Raw genomic sequence first — 21,232 nt, 5'->3', positions numbered from 1 at the left:
CCGGAGGGGTTCCGAGTTCTCGACGGTGAGGACTCTTGGGGAGCGGAACGAGGGTGCGCATGACCAGCAACAGCACCGGAGTCGTCGACGCCGCCTGGGGTGATCAGGAGTTGCGCCAGCTCCTGGCGGGCCTGACGGCCGTCCGGGACGGCGACTTCGGCACCCGACTGCCGGACGACGCCGACGGCCTGATGGGCGACATCGCCAAGGTCTTCAACGGCATGGTGGACCAGTTGTCCGTGTTCACCTCCGAAGTCACCAGGGTGGCCCGCGAGGTCGGCACCGAGGGGACGCTCGGCGGTCAGGCGGAGGTGCCGGGCGTCTCGGGCACCTGGGCCGACCTGACGGACTCGGTCAACGCCATGGCGGGCAACCTGACCACCCAGGTCCGCGACATCGCCCAGGTGGCCACGGCGGTGGCCAAGGGCGACCTCTCCCAGAAGATCGACGTGCCGGCCCGCGGCGAGATCCTTCAGCTGAAGGAGACCGTCAACACGATGGTCGACCAGCTGTCGGCGTTCGCCGACGAGGTCACCCGCGTCGCCCGCGAGGTCGGCAGCGAGGGACGCCTCGGCGGACAGGCCCAGGTGCCGGGCGTGGCCGGCGTCTGGCGCGACCTCACCGACTCCGTGAACCACATGGCGGGCAACCTCACGAGCCAGGTCCGCTCCATCGCCCAGGTGACGACGGCGGTCGCGCAGGGCGACCTGTCGCAGAAGATCACCGTCGACGCGCGCGGCGAGATCCTCGAACTCAAGAGCACCATCAACACGATGGTCGACCAGCTCTCCGCCTTCGCCGACGAGGTCACCCGCGTCGCCCGCGAGGTCGGCACCGAGGGACGCCTCGGCGGACAGGCGGACGTCAAGGGCGTCAAGGGGACCTGGCGCGACCTCACCGACTCCGTGAACTTCATGGCGGGCAACCTCACCGGCCAGGTCCGCAACATCGCGCTGGTGGCGACCGCGGTGGCCAAGGGCGACCTCTCGCAGAAGATCACCGTCGACGCGCGCGGCGAGATCCTCGAACTGAAGAACACCATCAACACGATGGTCGACCAGCTCTCCGCCTTCGCCGACGAGGTCACCCGCGTCGCCCGCGAGGTCGGCACCGAGGGACGCCTCGGCGGCCAGGCCCAGGTGCGGGGCGTGTCGGGGACCTGGAAGGACCTCACCGACAACGTCAACGTGATGGCGTCGAACCTGACCGGCCAGGTCCGCTCCATCGCCCAGGTCGCCACCGCGGTGGCGCGCGGCGACCTGTCGCAGCGGATCACGGTCGAGGCGAAGGGCGAGGTCGCCGCGCTGGCGGACGTCATCAACACGATGGTGGACACGCTGTCGGCGTTCGCCGACGAGGTCACCCGTGTCGCCCGCGAGGTCGGCACCGAGGGACGCCTCGGCGGCCAGGCGCACGTGCCGAACGTCGCGGGCACCTGGAAGGACCTCACCGACAACGTCAACTCGATGGCCAACAACCTCACCGGTCAGGTGCGCAACATCGCGCTCGTGACGACCGCGGTGGCCAAGGGCGACCTGTCGAAGAAGATCGACGTGGACGCGCGCGGCGAGATCCTCGAACTCAAGACGACGATCAACACGATGGTCGACCAGCTCTCCGCCTTCGCCGACGAGGTCACCCGCGTCGCCCGCGAGGTCGGCACCGAGGGACGCCTCGGCGGCCAGGCCGAGGTGGAGGGCGTGTCGGGCACCTGGAAGCGCCTGACGGAGAACGTGAACGAGCTGGCGGGCAACCTGACCCGGCAGGTCCGCGCGATCGCCGAGGTGGCCAGCGCCGTCGCCGAGGGCGATCTGACGCGTTCGATCACCGTGGACGCGTCCGGCGAGGTCGCCGAGCTCAAGGACAACATCAACTCCATGGTGGAGTCCCTGCGCGAGACCACCCGCGCCAACCAGGAGCAGGACTGGCTCAAGACGAACCTCGCCCGGATCTCGGGCCTGATGCAGGGCCATCGTGACCTGCCCGTCGTCGCCGAGCTGATCATGGACGAGCTGGTGCCCCTGGTGTCGGCCCAGTACGGCGCCTTCTACCTGGCCGAGGAGGGCGACGGCGGGCCCGAGCTGCGGCTCGTCGGCTCCTACGGCTACCCCGACGACGACACCCGGCCCGCCCGGATCGCCTTCGGCCGCACCCTGGTCGGCCAGGCCGCACGCAGCCGGCGCACCATCACGGTGGACGAGCTGCCGCCCGACTACGTGACGATCTCCTCGGGGCTCGGCCAGGTGGTGCCGACCGCGCTGGTGTTGCTGCCCATCGTGGTCGAGGGCCAGGTCCTCGGTGTCATCGAGCTGGCGTCGGTCACCGCCTTCACACAGATCCACCAGGACTTCCTGGCCCAGTTGATGGAGACCATCGGCGTCAACGTCAACACCATCGTGGCCAACGCCCGCACCGACGAGCTGCTGGTCGAGTCGCAGCGTCTGACCGGTGAACTCCAGTCCCGTTCGGCCGAGTTGCAGGTGCAGCAGGAGGAGCTTCAGCGCTCCAACGCGGAACTGGAGGAGAAGGCCTCGCTGCTCGCGGACCAGAACCGGGACATCGAGGCGAAGAACCTGCAGATCGAGCAGGCGCGGCAGGAGCTGGAGACACGGGCCCAGCAGCTGTCGCTGGCCTCGAAGTACAAGTCGGAGTTCCTGGCGAACATGAGCCACGAGCTGCGCACCCCGCTCAACAGCCTGCTCATCCTGGCCCAGTTGCTGGCCCAGAACCCCTCCCGCAACCTCACCCAGAAGCAGGTCGAGTACGCGCAGATCATCCACTCCGCCGGCTCGGACCTGCTCCAGCTGATCAACGACATCCTCGACCTGTCGAAGGTCGAGGCCGGGAAGATGGACGTCGCGCCCGAGCGGGTGGCGCTGCGGCAGCTCATCGAGTACGTCGAGGCCACGTTCCGGCCGATGACGACGCAGAAGAGCCTCGACTTCACGGTGACGACCGCTCCCGGCGCGCCCGCCGACCTGCTCACGGACGACTCCCGGCTGCGCCAGGTGCTGCGCAACCTCCTGTCGAACGCCGTGAAGTTCACCGAGCGGGGCAGCGTGGAGCTGAGCATCGAGCCGGCGGCGGACGACGAGGTGCCCGAGGGCGTGATCCGGGGCGGTGCCGTGGTGGCCTTCCGGGTGAAGGACACCGGCATCGGCATCCCGGAGCAGCACCTGGAGACGATCTTCGGCGCGTTCCAGCAGGCGGACGGCACGACGAGCCGCAAGTACGGCGGCACGGGTCTCGGTCTGTCCATCACCCGGGAGATCGCCCATCTGCTCGGCGGTGCCGTCACGGTGGACAGCACACCCGGGCAGGGCAGCACGTTCACGCTCTTCCTGCCCGTGGCCCGTGCCGACTTCGAGGATCTGCTCGGCCAGGACAGGATCCCGGAGCGTTCCTCGGCCGAGATCCTCGCGGAGGGGTCGGCCCGGCCGGTGCCGGTCGCCCAGATCGGGCCGGGCCCGCGTCCCAGGCGCCTGCTGGTCGTGGAGGAGCGGCCGCGCGGGCTGCTGACGCTCGTCGCGGAGAGCGTCGTGACGGATCTGACGCACGGCCGTGAGGACGGCGGGCAGCGGCCCGCGGTCGACGTCATCACCGCCGTCGGGGCGCAGGAGGCGGCGGGCGCGCTCGCGGCCGAGCCGTGCCACTGCGTCGTGGTGGAGCTGGGCCTGCGGGACGGCGAGGCGTCGCGGTTCCTGCAGGCCCTGGAGGGTGACTCGGCGCTGGCGAGTGTTCCGGTGCTGGTGCACAGCGGTCACCCCACGGACGCGGCCCTGGAGGAGACGCTGCGGTCCCGCTCGGCGGGCGGGGCACTGGAGTTCCTGTCCAGTCTCGACGAACTGCGCGAGCGCATCGCCCTGCACCTGTCGGCGGAGGAGCCCGGCGAGGTGCTGTCCCTGGTCCGGCCCGAGGAACCGCGGAGTCCGGTGCCCGTCGACGAGCCGTCGGCCGGCCTCACCGTCCTCGTCGTCGACGACGACGCCCGCAACCTCTTCGCGCTCAGCGGGATCCTGGAGCTGCACGGATTCCGGGTGCTGCACGCGGAGAACGGGCGCAAGGGCATCGAGGCGCTGGTGGACAACCCGGACGTCGCGCTCGTACTGATGGACGTGATGATGCCGGAGATGGACGGCTACACCGCGACGGCCGAGATCCGCAGGATGCCGCAGTACGCCGAGCTGCCCATCATCGCCGTGACGGCGAAGGCCATGCCCGGCGACCGAGAGAAGAGCCTCGCCTCGGGCGCCAGCGACTACGTCACCAAGCCCGTCGACACACGCGACCTCATCGCCTGCGTCCGCCGCTGGTTGCCCGCGTGAACACACCGACTCCCCTCCCGCGCCCCGTCTGCCCGGACGCCCCGCGTCGCCTCCCGTACGGCAAACCGCCGCGACCGGGCGTCACGCAACGCGTGCCGTCCTCCCGCCCACCGGCGAAACCGGGCACTCCCCGGCGCCCGCCGTCTCGGGCATCCGCGGGGCCAGGCGCCGCGCAGCGCATCCCGTCCCGCACACCGGCGGGAACAGGCGCTGCCCAGCGCCCGCCGACTCCCGCATCCGCAGGGTCAGGCGCCACGCGGCGTATCCCGCCCCGCACACCGGCCGAACCGGGCACTCCCCAGCGCCCGCCGACCCCCGCATCAGCAGGGCCTGGTGCCACGCGGCGCATCCCGCCCCGTGCGTCCGCGGGGTCGGGCGCCGCGCAGTGTCTCCCGTTCCGCGCCGCCCGGCGCTCAAGCCGAGGAGCCTCAACATCGTGAGCATGTCCGAGCAACCGGCTGAACCGGGTCGGGGCGGTGAGCCGACACTCGAGTCCGCCACTGCCTCGGGGGCGTCCTCCCGGTCGGTGGGCGCCGACGGGCCGCCCGCGGGCTTCGGTGGCGCCGCGGCCGCCTCACCGGTGGGCCGGCTGGCGGCCACCGTGGAACGGCTCAGCCGGGAGGTGCGGGCCGCCCAGGCGGAGGCCGAGGGGCGTGCCCTGATCGAACTCGCCAAGGGCATCCTGGTCGAACGGCTGGGGTGCGGGCCCGCCCAGGCGGCCCGGCAGCTCACCGAACTGGCCGAACAGGCCCAGCTCACTTCCCTGGAATTCGCGGTCGACGTCATCAACCAGGCCGCCCGGGACCGGATGTCGGAGGTGGCGGACGCGTTCCTCGCCGCCACCAGGGCCGCCGACGACACGGAGTCCGACTCGGCCGCCGTACGCCTGCGCGCGGCCGAGAGCGGCGCGCTGGCCGCGGACGACACGCAGGCGGTCGCCGACGCCCTGCTGGAGCAGGCGCTGCGCCCGCTCGGCGCGGTGGCCGTGGCGATCTGGGCCGCGGGTTCCGACGGTTCGCTCACCCTGGCGGGCAGCGCCGGGTTCTCCCCGGCCGAGGCCACGCGCTGGCGTTACGTCCCCCCGGACGTGGCGACGGTGGCGCGGTGCGGCCTCACCGAACGCGCGGGCCAGTGGATCGCGTCCCTCGCGGAGACCGGACTGCCCAGCATCGGCCTGCACCACCATCCGGACGGCGGCAGAGCGGCCGTACCCGCCGGGGTCGGAGGGCGTATCCACGGTGTGCTGGAGATCGCCTGGCCGACGCCCCTGCCCCCGCAGCCGCCGCAGATCGTTCGCCAGGTGGAGGCGCTGGCCGAACTGTGCGCCCACACGCTGGAGACGTACACGCTGCCGCTCGGTCCCACCCAGGAGCCGCGCCTCCTGCCCGACGCCGCGGAACTGATCGACCTGGCCGATGGTTTGCACGACCCCGCCCTCGTCCTGGTTCCGCACCTCGACGGCGCGGGCCACCTGGTGGACTTCCGCATCCAGCACGTGAACAACCGCTTCCTGGATCCGGCGGGCCGGCCGCGTGCCGTCGTCAGCGGGGCGCTGCTGCTCGAGGCCTACCCGATGGCCGCCGGGGACAGCGAGCTGTTCCAGCGCATCGAGCGCGTGTACGCCACCGGTGAGCCCTTCAGGGCGCGCCGGATGAACCTCACCGCCCTCGTCGACCAGGTCCCGCTCGCGGCGGTCGCGGACATCAGCGTCAGCCGGCACGGCACCGCCGTCCTGTTCATCTGGCGCATCGAGGACGAGACGGCTCGACTGGCGAGCCTGCTCCAGCACGCCCAGCGCCTGGGCCGCATCGGCGGCTTCGAGCAGCACGTGCTGACCGGCGAGATCACCTGGAACGGGCAGCTGTTCGACCTCTTCGGGCGCCCGCAGTCGAGTACGCCGGTGGCCCTGGAGGAGCTGCCGGCCCACGCCCACCCGGACGACGGCACGTCCATCCGCCACTTCCTGCGTACGCTGCTGCACCACCGGCGGCCGGCGTCCGCGGCCTTCCGGCTCCAGCGGCCGGACGGGGTGACCCGCCACATCCGGGTCGTCGCCGAACCGGTCCTCGACACCGACAGCCGGCTCCTCCTCGTCCGCGGCGCCTGCCAGGACATCTCGGCCCAGCACTGGACCGAGGTGGCGCTCGCCGCCACCCGCGACCAACTGGCGCACACCGAACAGCAGGCCACCGAACGCAACCGGCTGACCCTCCAGTTGCAGCACGCCATCATGCCGCCCACCCAGGCACCGTTGCGGGTGCCCGACCTCCAGGTGGCCGTCCGCTACCGGCCTGCGGAGACCGAGCAGTTGGTGGGCGGCGACTGGTACGACGCCGTCGTGCTGCCGTCCCGGATGGTGCTGCTGTGCGTGGGCGACGTGGCCGGACACGGCATCGAGGCCGCGACCAGCATGGTGGTCCTGCGCAACGCGCTGCGCGGCCTGGCGGTGACCGGCGCCGGGCCGGGCCAGCTGCTGTCGTGGCTCAACATCGTGGCGCACAACCTGACCGGGGGCATCACCGCGACGGCGGTGTGCGGTCTGTACGACCCGGCCCGGCGCACGCTCCGCTGGGCCAGGGCGGGCCACCTGCCGCCCGTGCTCGTCCGGGGCACCGAGGCGACTCCCCTGCCCCTGCTCAAGGGGATGCTCCTCGGAGTGCTTCCCGAGGTGGCGTACGAGGAGGACGAGATCCAACTGAACGCCGAGGACACCCTGTTGATGTACACGGACGGTCTGATCGAGCGCCGCGACCGTTCCGTGGAGGAGTCCCTGACCCACCTCCTCACCACCGCCCGCACCGCCCGCACCGACCCCAGCACGCTCGACCAGCAACTCGACCGCCTGCTGACCTACAGCAGGTCGGACACCGACGACGACACGTGCATCGTGGGGATCCGCGTGGGGTGAGGAGCGTCCGGCAGGGCGAGCGGCTCACCGTCGGCCACTGTTTTCCCAACAGCCCTTGTATGTCACGCCAGTTGCCGGGGACCCTGGGGGGATCGCCGCTCGTCCCCCCGTTCCTTTGACCGGAGACTCCCCCACCATGAGAAGACTCCTCGGCACCGTCGTGGCCGGCACGCTGACGCTGGCCGGCCTCACCGCCGCGACCACCGCCACGGCCGCCACCGCCACCACCGCCGCTTCGGCGCAGGCGGCCGCCGCCCCCGCGTCCGGCACCTTCAACGTCCTGACGTACAACGTCGCGGGCCTGCCGGAGGGCCTGAGCTCCGGCCATCCGGCGACCAACACCCCGCTGATCTCACCGAGGTTGGCGCCGTACGACATCGTGAACGTCCAGGAGGACTTCAACTACCACGCGGCGCTGTACGCGGGCGACGACCACCCGTACCGCACGGCGACCAGCGGCGGGGTGCCCTTCGGCGACGGCCTCAACACCCTCTCCGACCTGCCGTTCGAGGACTTCGAGCGAGTCAAGTGGAAGACCTGCACGGGTACCAACTGCCTGACCCCCAAGGGCTTCACCCTCGCCCGGGTCCGCCTCGCCGAGGGCGTGTTCGTCGACCTCTACAACGTCCACACCAACGCGGACGACACGGACGACGCCCTCGCCGCCCGCCGCGCCAACGTCGAGCAGCTGTCGGACTTCATCCAGGCGAACTCCGCGGGCAACGCGGTGATCGTGATGGGCGACACGAACACGCGGTACACGCGGACCGGCGACAACATCCGCACCCTCGTCGACGAGAACGGTCTCACGGACGCCTGGGTGAAGCTGGCGAAGGGCGGCACACCGCCGCCGTCGGGCGCCGACCCGCTCCTGTGCCCCACGTCGGCCCCGACCAACGGCTGCGAGGTCGTCGACAAGATTCTCTACCGCGGCAGCACACTGCTCTCCCTGACGGCGACCAGCTACAACAACGAGTGGGCGTCCTTCCTGGACTCCGCGGGCGGCAACCTCTCCGACCACTTCCCGCACACGACCGGCTTCTCCTACACCCTCAACCCGGCCCTCCGGGCGAGCGACTTCTTCGGCGGCCCCCATGGCACGGCCTTCACCGACGCGGACGACCTGCCGTCGAGCGTGTCCCCCCGCACCCTCACCCTCCGAGGCGGCTCCCGCCTCGACGCGGTGTCGCTCACGCACGACGGCGGTACGGCAGTGCCGCACGGCGGCACGGGCGGCACGGCGACGTCACTGACCCTGGCCACCGGCGAACACCTGACCTCGCTGAAACTGACGCAGGGCCAGAAGGACGGCCGTACCCGCCTCTTCTCCGCCACGTTCGCCACGGACAAGGGCCGCACTCTTTCCACCGGGACGGCGACGTCCGACACGAAGACCTTCGCGGCCCCCACGGGTTGGCAGATCGTCGGCTTCACGGGCCGCGCGGGTGACGAGCTCGACAAGCTGGGCGTGCTGTACGCGCCGATCAGCTGACACAACCCCGTCTCCGTCGAACAATGCGGCGGACGTGAACGTATGACCCTTCAGCGCGCCGAGTCGGGGAAGCGGCTCGGCGCGCGCCCCTCCACCTCGAGGTCCCGCCGACGGACCGGCTAGGCTATTTCCTAGAGCCCCTAGGTTTCAGTGCACGCAGGGTGGTGACTCCATGCCCAGAGCCGGCCTCACGACCGACCGGGTCGTCGCGGCGGCCGCCGATCTCGCCGACGAGGTCGGCTTCGAGAACGTCACGGTGTCCGCGCTGGCGCGCCGCTTCGGCGTGAAGGACGCGAGCCTGTACTCGCACGTCAGGAATCTCAACGACCTCCGTACCCGCATGGCGTTCCTCGCCGGCGGCGAGATGATCGACCGGATCGCCACCGCCGTCGCCGGACGGGCCGGCAAGGACGCGCTGGCGGCGTTCGCGGGCGCGTACCGCGCGTACGCACTCGAGCACCCCGGCCGTTACGCGGCGACCCAGATCCGCGTCGACCAGGCCCTCGTCGCCGAGTCCCCCGCCCTGCGCCGCACCGCCGAGATCACCTACGGCATGCTCCGCGCCTACGGCCTCACCGAACCCGACCTCACCGACGCCGTCCGCCTGCTGCGCAGCACCTTCCACGGCTACTGCGCCCTGGAGGCCACCGGCGGCTTCGGCGCCCCCCGCGACGTACGCAGATCCTGGGACCGGGCCATCGAGGCCCTGCACGTGGCGCTCACCCACTGGCCGCACGAGGAGAAGAACGATGGCTGAGCCCGCCGATCACTACGACGTACGCGGCAGCGGCCCCGTGCTCCTGATCATCCCCGGCGGCGCAGGCCACCCCATGGGCCTCGACCCCCTGACGGACGCCCTCGCCGACCGCTTCACCGTCGTCACCCACGACCCCCTCGGCCTCGCCCACGGCCGCCTCGGCGAGCCGGTCGCCGACCAGCGCGTCGAGGACTGGAGCGAGGGTGCGCACCGCGTCCTGAACGCCGTACTCGCCGACGACGACTCCGCCTTCGTCCTCGGCACCAGCTCCGGCGCCATCGCCGCCCTCGACCTCCTCGCCCGCCACCCGAAACGGCTCCGACCTTGCTCCGAGCCGCGTTCCCGCCCTTCAGCGGCGAGGACTTCGCCCTCTACCTGGACCGCATCCCCGGCACGTTCACCTTCCTCGGCGTCCGTGCTCCCAGCGCCCCCATCACCACCAGCTACCCGCACTACTCCGACTTCGCCCCGGACGAGCGAGCCATCGGCCTCGGTGTACGGGCGATGGCAGGCTGGTCGCGGAGCGGACCCGCTGGTCCGGCGATCAGGGAGCAGGAACAGGCACTCATCTTGCCTTTTGACCTCGGCAGGGTCCCGTGACACCTTCTGCCACCGAAGTTCGACCGGCCCGATCGGGACGATGTCACCGTCAGCCGACCGGCATCCCACAAGATCAGCCAGATCCCGTGACAAGCTGCTGAACCTCGTCGTATGTCGGCGTCGTGCCCCGAGGTGCTCGCCCCGCCCGGATGTCGGCGACCGCCTCCAGTGCCGCGCCCAGGGCCCGCCGGTACAGCAGCGAGCCGAGGCTGACGCGTCGTACGCCGAGGTCGGTGAGGTGGGTGAGGGTGGGGCCGGTGGGTGAGTGGAGGATGTTGAGCGGGGTGCCGTCGAGGTGCTCGACCAGGATGGCGATCCGGCGCGGGTCGGTGAGGCCGGGGACGAACACACCGTCGGCGCCCGCCTGTTGGTAGGCGTCCAGGCGGGTCCGGGTTTCCTTTTCCTCGGCTTCGCCCAACCAGTACGTGTCCGTACGGGCGTTGACGAAGAGGCCGGGTGCCGCGGACTTCACCGCGGCGATCTTCGCGGCGTGGCGCTCGGTGGGGCCGAGAGCATCCTCCAGGTTGATGCCGACGGCCCCGGCTGCCCACAGCTCGCGCGCCAACTCGCCCACCTCGTCGGGGTCTTCGCTGAAGCCGCCCTCGGCGTCGACGGAGAGCAGGAAGGGCGCCGTACCGAGAGCGAGGGCCAGCCTCAGGGTCTCGTCGCGGGCCGCGGACGCCCCGTCGGGCAGGCCCGCGGCCGCCGCGACACCGAGGCTCGTCGTGCCGACCGCCCGGAAGCCCTGCCCCGCCAGGGCCAGCGCGGAGGCGTGGTCCCAGGCGTTGGGCAGGAGGAGGGGCTCGGCGGCGTGATGGAGGGCGGCGAAGGGGGTCATGAGAGGTCTCCCACGGCGTCGGCGTAGTACGTCGACTCCTTGAGGTGCAGGGCCAGTTCACGGAAGCTCCAGCCCTCGCCGGGCGAGGCGTCGAGCTGTTCGTCGGTCAGCGCGTCCAGGCGGTTCACCCAGATGCGGGCAAGCCGGGCGAGGCGGCTGCGGGCCTCGTCGAGGTCCTCCCCGGTGAAGGGTGCGAGGTCAGCCTCACTCGTCACGGCGGACGCGTGCCAGTGGTCCGGTTGTGGCTCCTCCCCCACCAGCCGGTCCTCCAACTCCGCCAAGTGGTCGACCAGATGATCGGCGACCCGGCGGATCGCCTTGTGCGGGGTGTACACACGGTCGTCCACGTGCGCGGGCTTGCCGTCCCAGGCGGTCCAGGTGGCGGCGAGAGCGAGGACGTGGTCCACCATGCCGGTGACGGCCTGAGCGGGGGTCTCCTGCGGGTGCTCGGTCATACCGGCACGCTATGGCCCACTCGTTTCGGCGCCGGCCGAAGTGTGCGAGCGGCCGGAAGGCTCAGGCCCCGCCTTCTCGCTCTCCCGCACTGCGCTCCACGCAGAACTCGTTCCCCTCCGGATCCGCGAGCGTCACCCAGCCCGTGCCGTCCGGCCTGCGATGGTCGGAGAACAGGGTCGCGCCGAGGGCGAGGAGGCGGGTGACCTCCTCGTCGCGGGTGCGGTCCTGGGGCTGGAGGTCGACGTGGATGCGGTTCTTGATGGTCTTGGGCTCCGGCACGGTGACGAAGAGCAGGCCGGCACCCTCGATGAGCGCCTCCTCGTCGCCCGGCTCGTCGTCGTCGGACAGGGGCATGCCCAGGACCTGGGACCAGAACGTGGCAAGGGCATAGGCGTCGGCGCTGTCGATCGTCATGTGACGGATGGCGGAAGTCATGCGCGGATTCTTGTGCACGAGTGATCATCGGGCAACGGGAAGCAACTCTTCCGGCCAAGGGAGGCAACCTTTCCGGCCTTGGCGGCCACTACAGGCCATGACCTCACGCACCACAAGCGACACGGGCACCACAAGACATCGCCGTGTACGGGGAGCTCGCAAGCCCCTCATCGCCGGCCTCGCCGCCACCGCCGCCCTGGTCGGCGCGTGGTACGCGACCGCGGGTGCCGCACCGGCCCCCGCCGGCGGCCTCACGGTCAGCACCACCGCCGTCAGCCTGACCGCCAAGTTCCCGTACCTCTCGGCGGGTTACAACAACACCCGCGAGTGGACGCGCACCACGACCGCCGTCGCCCCCAACGGCACGCTGCGCGTGGCCTGGCCCGCCTCCGACGGCATCCACGTCACCCCGCTCACCGCCGCCGGCAAGCGCTCCGGCGCGGACACCGTCGTCAAGGGCGCCAAGGAGGTCGGCGGCCTGGTCGCGCACAACGACGGCTTCGCGCTGCTCACCCGCGTCTCCGACACGAACAAGTGGAAGGAGACGGCGGCCGCGATCGTCCGCTACACGGGCGGCAAGCAGACCTGGCGGACCAAGCTCACCGGCACCTCCTCCCACGACACCGCCCCGCTGCTGGACGGCCAGCTCACCTGGAACGGCAGCAAGTACGGCGCCTACTTCGTCGTCCACGGCGCGGGCGGGTTCGCCGACGGCCACTACGGCGACAAGCTGTCGTACGTCAGCGCCAAGGGCGCGGGGCTCAGCGGCGGCTGGAGCTGGGGGTGCAGCCACAACGAGGGCATCGCCCTGCACCCCGAGAAGACCGGTGCCTTCACCTCCCTCTGCTTCGACGACTGGCGCTCGGGCCTCTTCGTCTCCACCGGGATCGGGGCCCCGGACAACGCCCCGGTCGTGCAGCGCGAGCAGTGCTGGGCAGGGTACTGCGGCGGTACCTTCCCCGGCCGTACCGGCGACCTGGTGAAGTCGGCGAGCGGCCGTTACGCCACCGCCTTCGCCTCGCGCGGCGCCGCCTCCGCGAAGAAGAACCCGGACGACTCCAGCGGACGCGGCTGGACCGTCAAGCCACAGACGGGCACCCACCAGGTGGCCGTCGCCTTCCTCAAGAACCGCAACTCCGGCCCGGGGAAGGCGATCCGCCTCTCCAACACGCCGGGCACGGAACACGTCAACGTCCACCTCGCCCCGTACGGCAAGGACCGGCTCCTGCTGTCCTGGGAGTCCCTGAAGAACGCCAAGTGCGCCAACGGCACCTGCACCGGCACCTTCACGGGCACCCACCTGCGTCTCATCGACTGGAGCGGCAAGTTCCAGAGCGCGGACAAGGTGGTCAACGCCCGTGTCGGCGGTGACATCGCGGTCCTCAAGGACGGCACCCTGACCTGGGCGTACGCGCCCGTCACGCCGTCCTACGGCACTCCCCTCACGGGAGCCTCCCCGACCACGACGACTCTGCGGATCGCCCGCCTCACACCCTGACGTTCACCCCGCCGCCGTACAACCACATGCCCCCGTCCGCGCTTCTCATTTTCTGCGGTGCGCGCTGACGGGGGGGGGGGAGTCGGTCGATGTCCGGCGAGGAGAAGCACGGCGTAGGGGGAAGCATGCGGCGGTTGTTCGGGATCCCGCCGGGAACGCCACGCAGCGCCTCCCCGCCCGTGCCGATGCTTCGGGTCTGGCTGTTCGGCCTGGCCGTGGGGGCCGGCGCCACCGCCCTCGGCTGGGAGGAGGCGCCTACCGTGATCCTGCTCGTGGCCATCTGGTCCATGCTCGACGACGTGACCAACGGCGTACGGCACCGCTGGCCGGCCTTCGTCGGGTCCCTGGCGCTCCTCTATGCCCTGCTGTGGCTCGCCCCGGACATCGCACCCGGCCCCAACGAGGCCTGGAACTCGTACGCCCTCTTCGCCGTCGTGACCCTGGTGGCCCTGACGACGTTCGTCGCGGTCACCCGGCTGCCTCCGCGCGGGGAACGCTGACCGGTACGAGGTCCGCGGACGCGACCGCTCCGTCCGTCAGCCGGGCCCGCACCTCGGGCCCGCCGTTCCAGCGGACGTGGAGCTCGCCCGTCCCCTCCACCCGCACGGACACCGACTCCTCCAGGGGTACGGGGTCCGGCTCGGCGGTGAGGCGGGCGAGGGCGACGAAGAGCGTGGCGTCCTCGGACGTGACTCCGGTGAGCTCGTCGGTGAGACCGACGGCGGGCCGCAGTTCGGCCCGGGCGCCCTCCGGCGCCGCCCAGCCGGTCACGCGCACCGGGGTCCCGGGCGCCGCTCCCGCCACGAGATGGGCTCGCACCTCCACGGCCCCGCGCGCGAGCACGAGGCTGGTCACCCGCGCTCCGCCGCAGGCCGTGTGACGGGACGCGACCCACCCCTCGCCCACGCCCAGCGGCTCGATGTCCGTCCGGCGCGGATCCCCGCCGACGATCACACTGTTGTCGTACGACACGTCGTGCGCAGTGGAGGGCGCCGTCACCGTCGAGTATGCGAGCCGCGTGTAGTACGGGTCGTAGCGGACGTCCTCGCTGCCGTGGTTGTGGAGGCGGACCAGGCCGTCCGAACTCGTCGACTGGAGCAGCCAGTTGGGCGGGCCGACCGGCCGCACCTCGTCCTCCCGCTCCACCGGGCCGGCTTCCTCCCTCGCCGTCCACACCTCGTGGTCCGGCGGCAGGAGCAGGCCGAGGAAGGCCTTGCTCGCCCAGTAGGGGGACGCCGGGCCCGAGTAGCCCTGGAGCACGGACTCGTCGGGGCCGTGCCAGCCCAGCGTGAGCAGGCCGTGATCGTCCACGGCGCCCCGGTCCAGGAAGTACTTCAGCGCGCCCGACGCCAGCCGGCGGGTCTGCCCCGGCGACAGCGGCGTACGGCCGGTCAGCGCGCCGAGCCACAGCGGGGAGGTCGTCGCGAAGCGGTACGTCAGGGAGCGGCCCTGGTGCATGGGGGCGCCGTCGCCTCCGAACAGGCGGGCGTAGTCCGCGAGATGGGCCTCCAGGCGGCCGCCGTACAGGTCGAGGAGGCGGGCGTCGTCCGCGAGCCAGGCGTGCAGCACCGGGTAGAGGTGCATGGCCCAGCCGTTGTAGTAGTCGAACTTGCGGCCGTCGCCGTCCGTGTACCAGCCGTCGCCGACGTACCACTGCTCGATGCGTTCCAGGTGGTGGTCGACCGCCTTGCCGGACGCCTCGGTCTCGTAGCCGATCTCCTGGAGGAAGCCGCCGACCGTGACGGGGAACAACTCCCAGTTGCAGGGCCAGGGTTCGGCGGTGAGGGCGTCGCCGAGCCAGGCGGCGGCGCGCTGCCGTACGGCGTCGTCCAGGCGGTCCCAGAGGAGGGGCCGGGTCAGCCGCAGCGCGAGGGCGATCGACGCGGCCTCGACCAGGGGCTGGCTCCGGTCCTCGATGCGGGGCCAGACGCCCGCGACGCCCGCCGCGAGGCCGTCGGCGTAGCGCTCCAGGGCGGTCTCGTCGCGGCGGAACGCTGCGAGCAGCAGCGTCCGGGCGTAGCCTTCCAGGCCGTCGGAGAGGCGGCCCGACCAGCTCTGGTGGTCACCGGGGAAGTGATAGAGGGCGCGGTCGGCGGTGGCGTACGGCTCGGTCGCGGCGAGCAGGGCGTCGGCGGCGGCCTCCCAGTGGGCGCGGGTGTAGCCGGTGCGCGGGCTGAGGGTGCGGTCTTCGGGAGGCAGCTGCATGGTTCTCTTTCCCTGCTCGGAACGCTCAGAGAGCGCGGTACGCCCGGAACGCTTCGTTCGCCCTCGGGTGAGAGCCCTGGGACGCCCCGGTTCCGGTCGAGGCGCCCCAGGAGTTCATCCCACCCGGACCTGGCCCTCCGGCACCAGATGCAGGGCGAGGAGTTCGTCGCGGACCAGGCCCGCGTAGGCGGTGGCGCCGTGGACGGAGGTGTGGGTGTTGTCGCGCTTCTCGTTGTACAGGTAGAGCGCCTTGGAGCCCTCGACGCCCAGGGACTCCACCAGTGCCTTCGTCTTCGCGGTGAGGTCGATCAGGGGCACGTTCTCGGCGGCGGCGACCGAGCGGATGACGGCCGGGTGGTCGACGCCGAGGCCGTTGACGAGGAGCGCGGTGTTGTTGTTCAGGGTGCCGTCGGCGTTGAACCAGCGCCGCACGATGGGGGTGACGAGGACGGGCCTGCCGCCCTTGTCCCGCACGCCCGCCACCAGCGCCTCCAGGTTCGCCCGGTAGGTCGCCTCGTCGGTGGTCTTGTCATTGTGGGCCAGCTGGATCAGGACCAGGTCACCGCGGTGGATCTGCGGCTGGACGGTGGCCCAGAGCTGCGGGTTCGACAGGTAGGTGACCGTGCTCTCGCCGGAGTCGGCGTAGTTCGCGACGGAGACGCCCTTGCGCAGGTACTGGGGCAGCTGCTGGCCCCAGCCGGAGTACGGGTCGCCGGGCTGGTCGCAGACCGTGGAGTCGCCGACGAGGAAGATCTGACGGGCGCGCCGGGCGGGGCTGACGCGGATGTCCGCGAGCGCGGGCGCCGAGCCGCCGAGGACGAGGTCCAGACCGGGAGTGCCGTCGGGGCCGGTGGGCTCGCCCTCGGGGGTGCGAACGTTCACGGTGAAGCTGCGGGCGACCCTCCCCCACTCTCGACTTCGCTCGAGCGGGGGGACCCCCATCCCGGCCACGGCGGCCGTCTCGGGGAGCAGGGAGCGCCGGGTCTCGCCGGAGACGCTCGTGCTGGACGCGGCGTCGCCGCCGAGGAGGACCTTCACGTCGTACGTGCCGGGCGGGACGTCGAAGTGGCAGGCGGTGGCGGTGCAGTTCTCGAGGCCGAGGGGCCGCTGGCCCCCGTGTGCCTGGGCCGGTACGGCGGTCAGGCCGGTGCTCAGCGTCACCGCCGCCAGTACGGCGAGGTTGAAACGTCTCATTCGCGGCTCCTCGGGCAGGGGGCAAGACCTGGCGGCTGGACCGTACCGCTGTTGGCAAGCGCTTTCTAGACCCTGGAGTGATTTCACAAGATTGCCAACCCCTTGCTCGCGAAAGCCCTTTCGCGAAATCGATTCAACTGCCACTCTGACCAACCACCCGCACCCCCCACCCTCCCGAAGGAGGCACCCCCACATGTCCGGATCCGTGAACAGACCGGTCCGACGCCGCACCTTCGTCCTCGGCTCCGCGGCCGCCGTCGGCTCCGCCGCGCTCGCGGGCCCCCACGCCACCGCCGCGTCCGCCGCGGGCTTCGGCTACAGCGACGACGGCACCAACTACGTCGTCGACACCGGCGCCAGTCTGGTTTTCAAGGTCAACAAGTCCAACGGCGACCTGTCCTCGCTGGTGTACAAGGGCACGGAGTACCAGGGCTACGGCGGCATGAACTCGCACATCGAGTCCGGCCTCGGCTCCTCCACCGTGTCGATCAAGCAGTCCGGCTCGACGATCCTGATCTCCGTCACGCACGGCACCCTGAAGCACTACTACGCGGCCCGCAGCGGCGAGAACAACGTCTACTTGTGGACCAACAAGGCCGACACGTCCGTCTCCGCCACCCGCTACATCGTCCGCGTGAAGAAGGGCCTCTTCCTCAACGACGAGCCGGACTCCTACACGTACACGACCTCCACCATCGAGGCCTCGGACGTGTTCGCGAAGTCCGACGGCCAGACCCGCTCCAAGCACTTCTCCAAGAGACGCGTGATCGACTACGACTACCTCGGCTGGAGCGCCGGCGGCGTCGGTCTGTGGATCGTGCGCAGCAACCACGAGAAGGCCTCGGGCGGCCCCTTCTACCGCTCCCTGCTGCGCCACCAGAGCGCCGACGGCGGCGGCCTGTACGAGATCCTCTACTACGGCCAGAACCAGACCGAGGACCAGCGCTTCGGCCTCCAGGGCCCCTACGTCATCGCCTTCACGGACGGCGGCGCGCCCTCCTCGTCGCTGTTCCCGGGCACGCTGACCACCTCGTGGGCGGACTCCCTCGGCATCTCCGGGTACGTCGGCGCGAGCGGCCGGGGCCGCGTCGCGGGCGTCGGGATCACCGGGCGCAACACGGCGCACGCGTACACGGTGGGGCTCGCCAACTCGGCCGCGCAGTACTGGGGTTCGGCACGGTCCTCGGACGGCTACTACTCGATCGCGGGTGTCCTTCCGGGGACGTACACGCTGACCGTGTTCAAGAGCGAGCTGGCGGTGTACAGCACACAGGTGACCGTGTCCGCCGGGTCGGCCACGACCCTCAACTCGATCGCGATCCCGTCCTCCAACGACCCGGGCAACGCGAGCGCGATCTGGCGGATCGGCGACTGGACCGGCACGCCGAGCGGCTTCAAGAACGCCGACCTGATGACGTACGCGCATCCGTCGGACTCCCGGGCCGCCGCCTGGACCGGCAACGTGGTGATCGGCAGTGGCAGCGAGACCTCGGCGTTCCCCTGCTACATCTGGAAGGACGTCAACAGCGGTCTGCTCGTGTACTTCAAGCTGACCGCGGCCCAGGCCGCCGCCGCGCACACCCTGCGCATCGGCGTGACGACGGCCTACGCCAACGGCCGGCCGCAGATCGCGGTCAACGACTGGACGTCGGCCATCCCCTCCCCGCCCACCCAGCCGAGCACCCGGTCCCTGACCAACGGGTCCTACCGGGGCAACAACCACACGTTCACCTACAGCGTCCCGGCGAGTGCCTGGTTGACGGACACCGGCCAGTACAACGTGCTGAAGATCAACGTGGTGAGCGGTTCGGGGACGACCTCCTACCTCAGCGCGGGCACCTCGATCGACGCGATCGACCTGCTCGCCTGACCTGACGTCAGGTTCCGCGCGTCCACTGCTGGTTGGCCCCTCCGTTGCACGTGTACGTGATGATCGCGGCGGCGTTGGCGGTGGACGCGCCGTTCACGTCCAGGCACTCACCGCTCGCACGGGACTTGACGTTCACGTAGGAGCCCGTGGTGGTCAGCGACCACTGCTGGCTGGTCGCCGAGCCGTTGCAGTTCTCCTGCGTGACCGTGTTCGTGTTCTCCTGCACGCACAACGAGCTGTTGCGGACCACCAGTTGGTAGTAGCCGCTGCCGACGGACTTGAACCAGTACTTCTGGTTGTTGCCGCCGTTGCAGTCGTACTGCTTGAGCTGCGCCCCCTGCCACAGCGACTGACTGGTGACGTCGGCGCACTTGGAGGAGTGCCGGGCGATCAGCGTGTTGTACGTGGCGCTCGTGCCGCCGATCGTGCCGGCTGCCGCGTCGATGGTGACCTCCGGGGACCAGGACATGGACATCGTGGTCGAACTCGGGAAGGTCAACGGCAGCCACACGTAACGCGAGTCGTTCACCGTGCCGCTGAAGGAGTTGCCCCAGCGGTCGCCCATGTAGAGGTACGAGGTGCCCGAAGTGCCCTGCACGGGAAGGACGTACGCGGTCTGCGAGCCGTACGCCGTCGAGTCGCCGACGTCGGTCATCGACGACCAGGGGCCGGACAGGGAGGTCGCCGTCGCGTACTGCTGCTGGTTGGGGTTCCAGCCGGTCGCGCCCGAGGTGAGCATGAAGTAGACGTTGCCCCGCTTGAACAGCGCCGGCGCCTCGCGGTGGCCGCCCGGCCAGGGGTTGGCGACCAGGCTCGCGATGCCGGTGTAGTCGGCGGTGAGCCGGTAGATCTGCAGGTCGTAGTTCTCGCGGGCGGCGGAGATCATGTAGCCGGTGCCGTCGGTGTCGACGAACGTGGTGATGTCCCGGGACATGTGCTGGCCGAGCGGGCGGAAGCTGCCCTGGTAGGTGTAGTTCCCGTCGACCGTGCTGGAGACGGCGACGGCCGCGCGGGCCTCGCTGTAGTCGGTGCCGTTCTCCTTGTGCATCCACATCACGAACTTGCCGGTGGACGCGTTGTAGATGACCTTGGGCCGCTCGATGTAGGCGGTGTTCAGCTCGGCGGCGCTGGACTGGGTCAGGACGCGGTTCCTGAACTCCCAGTTCTTCAGGTCGGTGGAGCGGTAGACGTCCACGGAGCGGAAGGTGTTGTCGGCGTTGCGGTCCTCGCCGAACCAGTAGTAGTAGCTGCCGACCTTGATGACACCGCCGCCGTGGGCGTGCAGGGCGGCGCCGGAGGTGTCGGTGAACTGTATGCCGTTGGCGACGGTCTGCGGGGCCGCCTGGGCGGGGCCGGCCGTCACGAGCGCTCCGGCCACCGCCATACAGACGGCGAGGAGGATCGCGTACGCACGTCTCATCTCGGTCACTCTCCCTGGACGCCGCGAGTGGGGGTGTCGGCGACGGGGATGCCGAAGTCCGGCGTTCCGTCGGCCTTCCAGCCCAGCCGCTGGATGCGGGTGTGGCGGTTGGGATCGTTCAGCGGGTCGCCGACGATCTCCTTGTACTGGCGGGCGTGGTACACGAGGACGTCGGTGCGGCCGTCCTCGGCGACCGTGAAGCAGTTGTGGCCGGGGCCGTACTGCTTGGTGGTGTCGTTGCTGGTGAAGACCGGCGTCGGCGACTTGGTCCAGTTCGCCGGGTCCATGAGGTCGGCGTCGGCGTCGACGGAGAGCAGCCCGAGGCAGTAGTGGTAGTCGGTCGCGCTGGCCGAATACGACATGAACAGGCGGCCGCCCCGCTTGATGACCGAGGGGCCCTCGTTGACCTTGAAGCCGATGGTCTCCCAGTCGTACTCCGGTGTGGTGAGCCGTACTTGAGGACCCGTCAGAGTCACCGGGTCGGCCATCTTCGACAGCCAGACCGCGGTGTTGTTGTCCATGCCGGGCTCGTGCTGCGCCCAGGCGAGGTAGCGGCTGCCGCGGTGGGTGAAGGTGGTGGCGTCCAGGGAGAAGGTCTCCCAGGCCGTCTTCAGCTGCCCGCGCTCGACCCACGTGCCCTTGAACGGGTCGGGGTGGGAGTTCTCCAGGACCCAGATGCGGATCGCCCAGATGTCCTCGGCGGGCGCGGAGGCGAAGTAGACGTACCACTTGCCGTCGATGTGGTGGATCTCCGGTGCCCAGATGTGGGCGCCCATGGCACCGGTCGCGTGCTTGCGCCAGATGACGGCCTCGTCGGCGGTCGCGAGTCCACGCAGGGTGCGGGAGCGGCGCAGGATGATCCGGTCGTACTCGGGGGCCGTGGCCGTGAAGTAGTAACGGCGGTCGGTGTGGCGGTGGATGTGGGGGTCGGCACGGTTGCGGACCAGCGGGTTGGCGTACGGGGCGGCCGCGCCCGCGCCCGCCGGGGAGCTCGCGGCCTGCGCCACGCCCGGCATCGCGGTGAGGGCGCCGGCGGCCAGGGCGCCCTTCAGCAGCAGTCTTCGGTTCGGGGATTCGTCGCGGCTCATGCGCACTGCCTCTCGGAGTGGGGGGACACAGGAAACACAAAAGAGAACAGAAATGTTCGGCATATCGCACAACTTCTGTCATTCCGAACGCCGAAAAGGTAAGGGCGCGTTACGGCCAGGTCAACGGGTCGGGCGAGACGAAGGGG

Annotated in this window: 15 protein-coding genes and 1 pseudogene; 9 read left to right on the top strand and 7 right to left on the bottom strand. The window is 70.8% G+C overall.

Features of this window, described 5'->3' with window-relative positions; all coding sequences use genetic code 11:
* Positions 1-59 precede the first annotated feature (59 nt).
* The 6 genes and pseudogenes from ACFYWX_RS15950 (at position 60) to ACFYWX_RS15925 (ending at position 10,082) form a co-directional block, all read left to right on the top strand.
* On the top strand, positions 60-4,325 hold the full coding sequence (locus ACFYWX_RS15950) for a HAMP domain-containing protein (protein ID WP_389424600.1): 4,266 nt from the start codon (positions 60-62) through the stop codon (positions 4,323-4,325).
* Between the two features lie 442 nt (positions 4,326-4,767).
* Complete coding sequence (locus ACFYWX_RS15945) at positions 4,768-7,233, top strand: SpoIIE family protein phosphatase (protein ID WP_389424599.1); 2,466 nt, start codon at positions 4,768-4,770, stop codon at positions 7,231-7,233.
* Positions 7,234-7,369: 136 nt separating this feature from the next.
* Positions 7,370-8,725, top strand: a complete 1,356-nt coding sequence (locus ACFYWX_RS15940; RefSeq protein WP_389424598.1) for a jacalin-like lectin — start codon at positions 7,370-7,372, stop codon at positions 8,723-8,725.
* 172 nt (positions 8,726-8,897) lie between these two features.
* Positions 8,898-9,482, top strand: a complete 585-nt coding sequence (locus tag ACFYWX_RS15935) for a TetR-like C-terminal domain-containing protein (protein ID WP_389424597.1) — start codon at positions 8,898-8,900, stop codon at positions 9,480-9,482.
* Positions 9,475-9,804, top strand: a pseudogene (locus tag ACFYWX_RS15930) (alpha/beta fold hydrolase); the annotation flags it as partial. The gene ACFYWX_RS15935 and the pseudogene ACFYWX_RS15930, both read left to right, overlap by 8 nt.
* A gap of 2 nt (positions 9,805-9,806) precedes the next feature.
* A complete protein-coding gene (locus tag ACFYWX_RS15925) occupies positions 9,807-10,082 on the top strand; it encodes a hypothetical protein (protein WP_389424687.1) in 276 nt (91 codons plus the stop codon).
* Positions 10,083-10,155: 73 nt separating this feature from the next.
* On the opposite strand, the gene ACFYWX_RS15920 is transcribed toward ACFYWX_RS15925, so the two are convergent.
* The 3 genes from ACFYWX_RS15920 to ACFYWX_RS15910 form a co-directional block, all read right to left on the bottom strand.
* Positions 10,156-10,920 carry an isocitrate lyase/phosphoenolpyruvate mutase family protein gene (locus ACFYWX_RS15920; protein ID WP_389424596.1) on the bottom strand — a complete coding sequence of 255 codons (765 nt, stop codon included), beginning with the start codon at positions 10,918-10,920 and terminating at the stop codon, positions 10,156-10,158.
* Positions 10,917-11,375, bottom strand: a complete 459-nt coding sequence (locus ACFYWX_RS15915; protein WP_389424595.1) for a hypothetical protein — start codon at positions 11,373-11,375, stop codon at positions 10,917-10,919. The genes ACFYWX_RS15920 and ACFYWX_RS15915 overlap by 4 nt, the downstream gene beginning before the upstream one ends.
* 61 nt (positions 11,376-11,436) lie before the next feature.
* On the bottom strand, positions 11,437-11,811 hold the full coding sequence (locus tag ACFYWX_RS15910) for a VOC family protein (RefSeq protein ID WP_389424594.1): 375 nt from the start codon (positions 11,809-11,811) through the stop codon (positions 11,437-11,439).
* Between the two features lie 97 nt (positions 11,812-11,908).
* Between ACFYWX_RS15910 and ACFYWX_RS15905 the strand changes: the two genes are divergently transcribed.
* Together ACFYWX_RS15905 and ACFYWX_RS15900 are read left to right on the top strand one after the other, a co-directional pair.
* Positions 11,909-13,309: a hypothetical protein gene (locus ACFYWX_RS15905; protein WP_389424593.1), complete on the top strand. Its 1,401-nt coding sequence runs from the start codon at positions 11,909-11,911 to the stop codon at positions 13,307-13,309.
* 89 nt (positions 13,310-13,398) lie between these two features.
* Positions 13,399-13,809, top strand: coding sequence for a hypothetical protein (locus ACFYWX_RS15900; RefSeq protein WP_389424592.1), 411 nt, complete (start codon positions 13,399-13,401; stop codon positions 13,807-13,809).
* Here the strand turns inward: ACFYWX_RS15900 and ACFYWX_RS15895 are convergent.
* Both ACFYWX_RS15895 and ACFYWX_RS15890 read right to left on the bottom strand, forming a co-directional pair.
* Positions 13,778-15,514, bottom strand: a complete 1,737-nt coding sequence (locus ACFYWX_RS15895; RefSeq protein ID WP_389424591.1) for a DUF2264 domain-containing protein — start codon at positions 15,512-15,514, stop codon at positions 13,778-13,780. The genes ACFYWX_RS15900 and ACFYWX_RS15895 overlap by 32 nt on opposite strands.
* Before the next feature lie 114 nt (positions 15,515-15,628).
* A complete protein-coding gene (locus tag ACFYWX_RS15890; protein WP_389424590.1) occupies positions 15,629-16,708 on the bottom strand; it encodes a rhamnogalacturonan acetylesterase in 1,080 nt (359 codons plus the stop codon).
* A 193-nt stretch (positions 16,709-16,901) separates the two neighbouring features.
* On the opposite strand from ACFYWX_RS15890, the gene ACFYWX_RS15885 reads away from it, so the two are divergent.
* The gene (locus ACFYWX_RS15885; protein WP_389424589.1) at positions 16,902-18,578 is read left to right on the top strand and encodes a rhamnogalacturonan lyase B N-terminal domain-containing protein; all 1,677 of its coding nucleotides are present in this window, start codon (positions 16,902-16,904) and stop codon (positions 18,576-18,578) included.
* 7 nt (positions 18,579-18,585) lie between these two features.
* Here ACFYWX_RS15885 and ACFYWX_RS15880 read toward each other — a convergent pair whose 3' ends face one another.
* On the bottom strand, positions 18,586-19,998 hold the full coding sequence (locus ACFYWX_RS15880; protein ID WP_389424588.1) for an RICIN domain-containing protein: 1,413 nt from the start codon (positions 19,996-19,998) through the stop codon (positions 18,586-18,588).
* Between the two features lie 5 nt (positions 19,999-20,003).
* Positions 20,004-21,086, bottom strand: coding sequence for a family 43 glycosylhydrolase (locus ACFYWX_RS15875; protein WP_389424587.1), 1,083 nt, complete (start codon positions 21,084-21,086; stop codon positions 20,004-20,006).
* Between the last annotated feature and the right edge of the window lie 146 nt (positions 21,087-21,232).

The sequence above is a fragment of the Streptomyces sp. NPDC002888 genome, assembly GCF_042888465.1.
Lineage (GTDB): Bacteria > Actinomycetota > Actinomycetes > Streptomycetales > Streptomycetaceae > Streptomyces.
Note: the sequence above shows the minus strand (reverse complement) of the source record. Positions and strands in the feature narration are given on the sequence as shown.